Source organism: Nostoc sp. (assembly GCF_036919495.1).
Taxonomy (GTDB): domain Bacteria; phylum Cyanobacteriota; class Cyanobacteriia; order Cyanobacteriales; family Nostocaceae; genus Nostoc.
Genome location: NZ_JBALBZ010000171.1, coordinates 1 through 9464, shown reverse-complemented (window position 1 = coordinate 9464; position 9464 = coordinate 1). Strand labels below are relative to the sequence as shown.

At 36.2% G+C, this 9464-nt stretch carries 9 protein-coding genes; 3 read left to right on the top strand and 6 right to left on the bottom strand.

Going from position 1 to position 9464, the window contains the following annotated elements; genetic code table 11:
* Positions 1–215: 215 nt before the first annotated feature.
* The 4 genes from V7K25_RS25065 to V7K25_RS25050 form a co-directional block, all read right to left on the bottom strand.
* Positions 216–671, bottom strand: a complete 456-nt coding sequence (locus V7K25_RS25065; protein ID WP_442948115.1) for a helix-turn-helix domain-containing protein — start codon at positions 669–671, stop codon at positions 216–218.
* A gap of 168 nt (positions 672–839) precedes the next feature.
* Positions 840–1538, bottom strand: coding sequence for a class I SAM-dependent methyltransferase (locus V7K25_RS25060; RefSeq protein WP_335161638.1), 699 nt, complete (start codon positions 1536–1538; stop codon positions 840–842).
* Positions 1539–1551: 13 nt separating this feature from the next.
* Positions 1552–3393, bottom strand: coding sequence for an aminotransferase class I/II-fold pyridoxal phosphate-dependent enzyme (locus V7K25_RS25055; protein WP_335161636.1), 1842 nt, complete (start codon positions 3391–3393; stop codon positions 1552–1554).
* 123 nt (positions 3394–3516) lie between these two features.
* Positions 3517–4503 (bottom strand): LicD family protein, encoded by a 987-nt coding sequence (locus V7K25_RS25050; protein ID WP_335161634.1) that lies wholly within the window; start codon positions 4501–4503, stop codon positions 3517–3519.
* A gap of 440 nt (positions 4504–4943) precedes the next feature.
* Here V7K25_RS25050 and V7K25_RS25045 point away from each other — a divergent pair, with 440 nt between their 5' ends.
* On the top strand, positions 4944–5321 hold the full coding sequence (locus tag V7K25_RS25045; RefSeq protein WP_335161632.1) for a transposase: 378 nt from the start codon (positions 4944–4946) through the stop codon (positions 5319–5321).
* A 507-nt stretch (positions 5322–5828) separates the two neighbouring features.
* Here the strand turns inward: V7K25_RS25045 and V7K25_RS25040 are convergent.
* Positions 5829–6071: a hypothetical protein gene (locus V7K25_RS25040; RefSeq protein WP_335161630.1), complete on the bottom strand. Its 243-nt coding sequence runs from the start codon at positions 6069–6071 to the stop codon at positions 5829–5831.
* A 408-nt stretch (positions 6072–6479) separates the two neighbouring features.
* Here V7K25_RS25040 and V7K25_RS25035 point away from each other — a divergent pair, with 408 nt between their 5' ends.
* A complete protein-coding gene (locus tag V7K25_RS25035; RefSeq protein ID WP_335161628.1) occupies positions 6480–7658 on the top strand; it encodes a glycosyltransferase in 1179 nt (392 codons plus the stop codon).
* A 100-nt stretch (positions 7659–7758) separates the two neighbouring features.
* On the opposite strand, the gene V7K25_RS25030 is transcribed toward V7K25_RS25035, so the two are convergent.
* Entirely contained in the window at positions 7759–8703 is a 945-nt protein-coding gene (locus V7K25_RS25030; RefSeq protein WP_335161626.1) for a glycosyltransferase family 2 protein, read from the bottom strand.
* 246 nt (positions 8704–8949) lie between these two features.
* Between V7K25_RS25030 and V7K25_RS25025 the strand changes: the two genes are divergently transcribed.
* A partial coding sequence (locus V7K25_RS25025) for an NAD-dependent epimerase/dehydratase family protein (protein WP_335161624.1) occupies positions 8950–9464 on the top strand: 515 nt, incomplete at its 3' end.

Below are 9464 nucleotides of genomic sequence, written 5' to 3'. Positions count from 1 at the left end.
TCAATGTGTTTCAGTATGTTGCTCATATTTCTATGTCAAAAAAGCTCTCTGATGTTCTTTTACCACAGAACGTTACTATTTTGGAGATGTCTAATAGGTGTAACTTGGTTCACTCCATACACAAAACCCTGATTCATCCAAATACTTTAAGTCAATTTCTCCAGTTGCAGACGCTAGTTCCAACATATCTAAGTCTGCTTGCTTGCGATCGCGTACTACGGGGTCTTGTTTTCCTTTATGGCTCTTTCTGGTGCGCTTCCAATTGACCCCCTTTTTTTGAGTACCCGTCTTAATCTGTCAGGACTCAGTTGCACATTGCGCTCACGTTCTAATTTTTCAGTGAGTTGACGACTGTTGTATGTACGTGGTTCTTTTTTGAGGCATTCCTCTAAAAACACAATGTCAGTTTCAGTCCATTTTTGTTTTCCCCCTCGACCAGGTAATTCCCAAAGCCCTTCCAGTCCTAGCTTCTGCCATTTATGTAAAACTTCTCTTACTGTTTGTGGAGTCCAATTAAAATGAGCAGCTATTTTTTCTACGTACCAGCCATGTGCATTTAATCTGATTACTTCTGCTCGGTCTTTGACTTTCTGTGTTACATCCGCAGTTCTAAGGTTTAACAAAGTTCGGTCTTCCTTACTTGAAAGAAATACCCTTAAACGAGCACCCATATTTCAGTTACCTCAGTAGATGCATTCTCCGTATTTACTTATCTTTACATAATTGGGTTTTTTCGCACCTACCTACTTATTCCTCGCAAATAATATTCCTTATTTTATTTTTGCAAAGTTTGGATATTCCAGTCCAATCTTTAACATATATGCATATACCAAGTTATGCTACTTTTTGGAAATAAATACATTAAAGCGATATGCATTATTCCCATAATTAGCAATATATTGATTTTCAATTTTTATATTAACAGGTTCATTAACTAAAAGTTGGTAAAAATAATTTTTATCGTAGTATAAATGTTCTAAAAGCTGATATTGCTTGCTATATTCTTCTTCTCCAATTGTTTTTCGTCTTCTATTCATATCTTCTTCTTTTTTAGAAAGGTTGGGAATATCCAATATTCCAATGCTTTTTCCAGCCAATTTAACCATTAACTTAATAACTTTGGCAGCATAATCATAATTGTAAAAATACAAAAATACACCATTAGCAATTACGATATCAAATTGCTCTTCTCTATAAATATCAATAGCTTCACAAACTTTAATATCAGCTTTATGCATAGCTGATAAAGCAATTTTAACTAAATTTTCAGCATAATCAATTCCTGCTACTTTGTGTCCTTTTTGGTAAAAGGGATAGAGAAAAGCACCTGAACCACAGCCTACTTCAAAGATAGAATCTTGTGGTTCAATTTTTAACTTAGTAGCTATGCGTTCAAGATACTCCATCCATGCTTCGGTTTCACTTAGCTGACCAAATGGTGAACTAAAACCATCAATGGCAATTAACTGTTCTAAGATAGGTTTATCTGCTGAAGATATTTGTCTATTATTCCAAATTTTTTGCCAATTGTTTCTCATAATTATTTACCTGCTAGTCTACAAAAATATTTGTATTTTCTTTTAAATTAGCTACAACTTCTCGAAAAGCTTTGAGAAAAATCTCATTGTCAGCAATATTTCTAACTGCTAGTCTTAAATAGAATTTTTTGCTACTAAAGCGATTGGATATATCTTTAACGTATATACCATGTGCGGACAATAATTTTTGGGTCAAGTTATCTTTAAAGCTGAGATTGTAGTCCAGACAAAGCAGTAAAAAATTTCCGCCACTAGAGTAAACTTGTTTAACGCCAGGAAGTGACTTAAGTTCCTTAGCAAATTGTTCGCGGTCTTCTTTAGTTTTTTGGAAAGATGCTTTTATCGCTTCTCGATGTTTCAGGATAATTTCTAAGAAGTATTCAGCTAAGGAATTTATATTCCAAATCGGTATGTGGCTGCGGAGATAAGCATTAAAAGCTTGGTTCTCAGTGTAAGCATAACCCAAGCGAATACCTGGTACTCCTAGTATTTTACTTAAGCTTACTAGTAGAATTACATTAGATAGTGGAGCTTTTTCGAGTAAAGGTAAAATGCTTTCTTGGTCGGAGAAATGAATAAATGATTCGTCTAAAATCACTATTTTATCAGGATGAGTAGCAGCAAAATTATAGATCCATTTTGTTTCCAGTAAAGAACCAGTGGGGTTATTAGGATTGACAAATACAATAAAATCACAGTTTTGAGCTTTTTCAAGAATTTCTGTAGTATCTATTCCTACTCGATCTGAGTATGTAATAGCTTTAGGAAAGATTCTACTATACTCACCGAATGTAGGACTAGGAAGCAAGCCGATAAATTCAGCTAAATATTGTTCTGCAATCGGATAAACTTGGGAAACACCATTTAGAACAGTAACCTTCTCCTCCTGACAATAAAGATAGGTAGCAAGTTTATGGTTGAGAATAGTTTGGGTAGAACCATAGTTTTGAACTAGAGATACCAGGTTATTTTTCATTTCAGATAAAACAGAACTGGTAGGAAAATACATATTGCGGATAAAGCAATAATCAAGAATATCATAGTTCCAATAGCCTCCGTAGGAACTATCTAAAATAGTCTTCTGCTTAGATTTATCAAAGATAAAATGAGCAATTCTTAGATCGTTAGGATCGTCAATCTCAGCCCATTTTTCCGACTCACCTACAATTTCAACAAAAATATCTTCTTTTTGTAAGTAAATAATTAATCCCACAATCAGTTCATAGTAGCAATTATCATCAATAGTTTGAGCGTAGTATTGGAGAATTTTTCCAAAAGAACGATTGCAGAATTCCTGAGAAAAACGATAAATATTTAAAGTTTTATATTTGTCACAAAAATCAAAGTCAACGTCTTGGAGATGGGGAGGGATAACATTCGTGATGATTTTTCGTTTCGATATGGTAACTACAGTCCCATCCATACCACTTCTGTAGCGATCAACCAAAGCAACATTCTTATACGACGATTTGAGTAAACGCTCAATAATAGCAGGTTCAAAGATTAAGTCACATTCAATCAGGATAACATCCTTATCTATACACAAATTTTGTAAAGCTAAAGATAAGGAGTAAATATTGTTTGTTTCCCCATATCTTTCGTTATGAACGTAATTAATAGCTAAATCGGGATAATTTTGCTCGACATGCTGTTTTATCTCTGCAACTCGATAACCTGTCACAATGGTAATATCAGTGAGGTGATACTCAAGTATCCCGTCAATAATTTTTTGCAGAACTGTTTTCTCGCCAATGTGCAATAGGGTTTTGTGAGTTTGGTAGGTGAGGGGGCGCATTCTCCTGCCATATCCTGCCGCCAAAATGATTACTTTGAATTGACTCTGGTCTACATTCATTTTATGACATCAGTAATTATCAATTAAAAATTGAGTTTTTCCATTTGCGCTCGCATTAATACAATTCATCCTTACCTGTTTAAGACTACCAGGTTTAGTGAAGTATATAAAAAGTGCAAATTTTCAGGGATTGGGACGAGCAAGCGTTATCCTCACCGTATCGGTATCCTTCTGCAATTGCAATTGTTCGGGACGAATGTAAAGCAACGCTGCGAGTAAATATTGGTTCGGTTCCAGGTTGCGCTCTTGAGCTTGGTTTAGCATCTTAAATATAATATCCAGCTCACTAGTAGCGGTGCTTTCATTCTGAATACCGCTTTTCCTTAAAATTTGATGAGACATTTTCATAAGCCCTGAGTATGTAGTTTTAATTTCCTCAGGTGGGATGCTCATCCAGAAATCAGCATTTTGTTTTCTAGCCTTTTGTAATGCAGACAATATATCTGGATCTGAAGGGTTTCGTTTATATTGCTGAACTAAGCTATGTAAAACTTGTATATAAAGATGATAAATTATGTTAAAGTTGCGTTTTAGTGATATTTGTGGTAGCTGTAACCAAGGGGCATCAATGAGATTTTTTGTTGCAGTCCAATGCCAGTCCTGCTCTGGAATCTGCCAATATTTTCCATATTCCCAACTTAAATACTTTTCTACATCATCAGGGATATTAAATTCATGTTCTTTAAATATAATTTTTTTAAAATTTGTCTTTGGATAAGCAAATTTAACAAGTTCATATTTTGACACTTTTGTATTCTCAATCCATTCATAATTTTCCACCCAGCAGGCATACCATATATAATCTTCCTCTTCATAGGCAAAAAATAAATCTATTTGGATTCCATTTTTAGAAAATGAAAATGTTAAACCTTCTGCTTGAGTTCCCATTCTTCCCCTAACTTTAAACCCTTGGTTGGCAAAAGATTCAACAATTTTTTCATTGTAATCTTTGGCAAACAATGCGATATCAATATCGTAATCGTGTTTGATAAAATCATTTTCCCGATAACAACCCAAAAGCGTGCCATCTGTTAACCAAAAATGAATTCCTAAAGTATCTAAAATTTTTTTAGACTCAATTAAAATTAAGGTTGCTTGAGTATTATCCATGACTTTCTTCTTTTTACTCTCTTAACTTTTAAATCAAAAACTGCGGTTTAAGTGCCCATCCTATCAATGATAATAATACATTCAGTGAGGTGAAGCAGTTCTAAGCTGTCGCGCACCTAACTTGCACATTGTTTCGTAAAGGCTGTCAAAAGTTAAAAGTCCAGAGTCCAGATTAATTTTAACTTTTGACTCTTGACTCTTGACAACCTCCAGGAATAATTATGCAATTTAAATGCGTATTAGCTTAATAGCGCAGGAATTGTCGTGATTTTATTCAATTTATATGCTACCTTAACTAGTTAAACAATTTGTTGGGATTATCTTATTTATGGACTGGTTTTATTAATGGTGTGAAATTACAGGTATGGGCAACTTGGTTATTTTATGCCGTCTTCGTTGACTTGGGGAATGCGATCACCTAATGACAAAGTAGAAATTTAATGGGTCGTCAAAGTCGAAATTTACAACCTGGGTTCTCTTACCACGTCACCACCCGCTGCAATAACCGTGAATTCAACCTAGCGCACCGGGAATGCCGGAAAGTCTTCTTATATACAATCAAAAAAAGTTTGGATAAATATGGCTTCAAACTTTACGCATTGTGCATCATATCCAACCATGTGTACTACTTGATAGAACCAGCTACCCCAGAAGATTTGCCTAAAATCATGCATTTTCTCAACTGGTATACAGCGATGTGCTTCAACCGGGTACTTAATCGTACAGGGCACTTCTGGGAACAGCGGTATTTTTGTGATGGGTTTCCACCTACCGATACACAACGAGCATTAAATACCTTAAGCGCTTATCCACGGTAATCCCAGAGCCGCCCAAATGTGACGGAGCTTTTTCTACGATTTTAGTAACTACGGCACTACGGCACTTATAACCAATTTACTTTTGACTTTTGGCTTTTGATTTTTGACTTCCCGCTAGGGCGTGGCATCCCGCTTTTTTAGGACTGGGTAAAACATTCGATGAATGTGCCAAGAAGTACCGGGGCTTTTGTCAAAGATATAAACCAATATCAAAACCAGCCTAGCTTTCTCACTGGGGAAACAAGCTGCTGGCTGGTTATAAAATTACCCGGACTAGAACTAAGCACAAATACTCACCTGGTCAGTTGACACTATGGGATCAGTGCCAGTTATCCGAGTGTCCCGAAGTGGCAGTTGTGAGAATTTTGTCCGAGCTAATAGAGCGTTTTACAGAAGTTGCACATTGGAGGTATTGTAGACCTACTGAACCTAAGAATTGACCTAACAAATTTTCCACAACATCTAATGTTACTCACTAGTTCCTAAACCTCAACACAACATATAATGTTAGCGTCGATAACTAGTTGGGTAACCTAGACCAATAAAACTACCACTACTACCAACATTACCACTTAGGTTGACATTATTGCTAGTTATTCCAACATCAACATAACGGGTAGGAGAGCTAGCATAACCCCCCATAATGCTTTCACATTCTTCATCAGTTAAGCATTCCTCTAAGTATTCTTTATCCCAATTACCTAATTCCAATTCCACGATAAAATCTTCAAAGGAAGGTTTTTCGCTCATCTTCAGATCCACTCCAATTTTCTTTTGTTTCTTCCAGTATACTAACTATTTTTTGCTACATTGTGTTAATTTTTCTAGAATACTCACTGGGAGGATATCGAAAGCTCACAAGGTTTATGCTGATATCCGTAGCATCTTTGCATGAAAACAGTAAGAATTGATTGCTGGAGAGTTTCCTGCCGTCAATGGAATTTCTTTTGTGCTTTGAGGGATGTACATGGAGAGGCTTATGTCTGGGGATTTCCGACCAGGGCAAACAGTTTCTGGAAATTTGCTGGAGATGGTGCAAAGATGGTATATGGTTAAAGATTCACGACTTCTTTGATTTAGCTATTAAAACATTGATTAATAGTTATTAAACTCACCCTAATTCCATCAACCGATTACTTGAATTTTTTAATAGTTAAAATGCAAATATTAATGCTTGGTATTCCCGGAACGGCTTTGAAACGCCCTGTTGATTGGGCGTTACAATATGGTCATATAGTTTGGTATGTTGGAGAATACGATTTTTATGAAAAAGAACCACCGAGAAATTATCGTTTTATTCCCTCTGTTTTAAAAAAAGTAAAGCAAGAGCAAAATTTAGTAACCGATTTAAATGAAACGGAAAAAGAGAATTTACGTCCCTTACAAATAACACAGTTACATCAGATAGTGGCAGAATTTCAACCGAATATTATTCATGCTCACGGATTTTGTTATGAACTAGAATGTTGTGTTCAGGCAAATATACATCCTTTGGTCTTATCAATTTGGGGTTTTTTGATTTTGGAGCCAAAAAAATTTAACAATTATGATGAGTTTTATCCAAAGCTTTATTCTGTTATGAAAGCTGCTGATGCGGTAATTGTGGAATCACCAGTTTTGAGGGAACAATGTCAAGCATTGCTTCAGCCCGCTCAAAAAATTGCATTAATTCCTTTGGGAACAGACACACAACACTTTCGTCCTTACACTGGGGAAAATATAGATAAGGCTAAACAGCTTTTGCGTTTTCCTCAACAAGTAAAAGTGTTACTTTCGCCACGAGGTTGGGATCGACTTTACTGTCAACACGAAATATTGGAAGCCTTTACTATCGTCAAATCGCAACTAGCGCACCCAACGATACTTGTATTCATATTGTTGGGACGTAGTAGTATTAAAGAGCATAAATCCTACTATGAGTACTTTCGGAAACGTGTAGAAGATTTAGAACTGAGTAAACAAATTTACTTCCTACCTCCATTTTCTTATGAAATGATGCCTTTTGTATATTCTTTATCTGATGCTATTATTAACTTTCCTACAGTTGATGCCTTTCCTTCTACTCTTATAGAAGCATCTGCTTGCGCTAAACCTATTATAACTGCCCAATTGCCATCTTATCAAAGTACATTTGTTGAAGAATTTTGTACTTTGGTTCCTCCTCATGACATCGCATCTTTATCTACCGCAATTGTAAAAATTGTAAATCAACCAGAAGTAGAACGCAGGGAACATCTAGCCTTACTGCGTCAAACAATCATTGAGCAGTATGATGAAAGGATTATGCAACAGAGACTATTTACTCTTTATGATCAGTTGGCATCAGTAAACAACTGAGCGTGGGGTGTTTAAGTGTAAGTAAATTTATACTTTTTTTGTTTAAATGCTTGAGAGACACTAAAGTATATATAATAACCTCTCTTAAGAAGATGGTAGGCTACTTTTCGCCATTCTGCATTAGTTGTTTTATGGAAGCAGGTACTTTATCAGAAGTTTGTGAGGAGATCAGAAGAGGAAAACTAATCATCCACAACCACTTGTAAACGCTTGTAGCGCCACGAAATTTTTGATAGTGTTCCAATGTTTGGCGAGCCTTTGCACCTTGATAACGGCAAATATATAAGTAGGCAAGGCTCAAGTAGCTATTAAAAAAGTACGATTCGAGAAATTTTAGAGGTAATTTTTGTAACTTAGGATGACGGCCGAAAGCTTTTTCTTTAACACGTAACCAGTTAACTAACATTTGTTCTTCATTATTCTGCATACTGTTTGGAGATAGACGATAATGTACCAAAGGTTCACTTAATAAATGAACCTGCCATTTTGCAATAATCCGTAACCACATGTCGTAATCCTCGCAAGAGGTTAACGTTTCATCAAACAAACCAACAGCATCCAGACATTCTCGATGCACCACTACGGTGGATGTTGGAATGAAATTACGTCCAAATAAAGTCCAAAGGCGCTGAACAGAAGGTGTGGGATTTGCTTTTGCCCATGTATTGGGTAACACTCCGTTCTCGTTAAAACAGAACATATCTGAATATACCAAGCCAATGTTGAGATGGGATTCTAAACAAGCAATCTGTTTTTCTAGCTTATTTGGTAGCCAAAGATCATCATCATCAACAAAGGCAATGTACCGTCCCTGCGCTACCCTAATACCTGCATTGCGAGCTGCGGATACTCCTTTATTTTTCTGTTGAATAACAGTAATCTTATCCCCAAATTGGTATAAGACTTCTACTGTTTTATCAGTGGAACCATCATTAACGACGATCACTTCATAGTCAGTGTAGGTTTGTGCTAGTACGCTTTCAATTGTTTGTCCAACTAGATTCGCTCGTCTGTAGGTGGGAATAATGACGCTGACTATAGGCATAGAGAGAACAATTTTGAATTTTAGAAAATAGCTAACTTTTCACTCTTCCCCCAAATAATCAAATACGGGATGTTCCCAACATCAGGGAAGAAACAATATCAAGTATGACACTTCAGGTTATCAGATAATGTGTTTCCTTGTTCGTTATTGATACCTGTACCAACTGCTGCATGTATGCTTGTCCGTACCATTCTTTGAACCCAACATTTGCTATCATCTTCTCTAGCTTAAATATAGGAAGAGTATATGAATATTATAGTTACCGGTGGAGCAGGATTTATTGGTTCACACGTCACTGACTATTTACTCTCAATCGGGCATCACGTCATTGTTGTCGATAATTTACTAGCAGGTAAAGTTTGTAATTTACCGCAACATCAAAGCTTGAAATTTTTGTATCAAGACATCGCCACAGTTAGCACGGATGATTTCTTCTCGCTTTCAAGTCAAAATATTGATGGCATTGTGCATCTGGCTGCAATTCCTTCAGTGAAGAAATCCTGGCAACAGCCACAGAAGGTCAATGATAATAATTGTTCTAGTATGCTGAGAGTGATTGAGTTGTGCTCAGAACTAAAGATTCCTAGACTTGTCTTTGCCAGTTCAGCAGCAGTGTACGGCGAGCAGCAGACTATGCCGATTTCTGAAAGCCAGTCTAAATCACCACTAAGGGACTTCCAAAGAATAAATTATTCCAAGAAAAACAAGAGACAGGTTTTCTCAAGAATGATAATCATTTTAAGGCGGGAGAAAAGGGATTG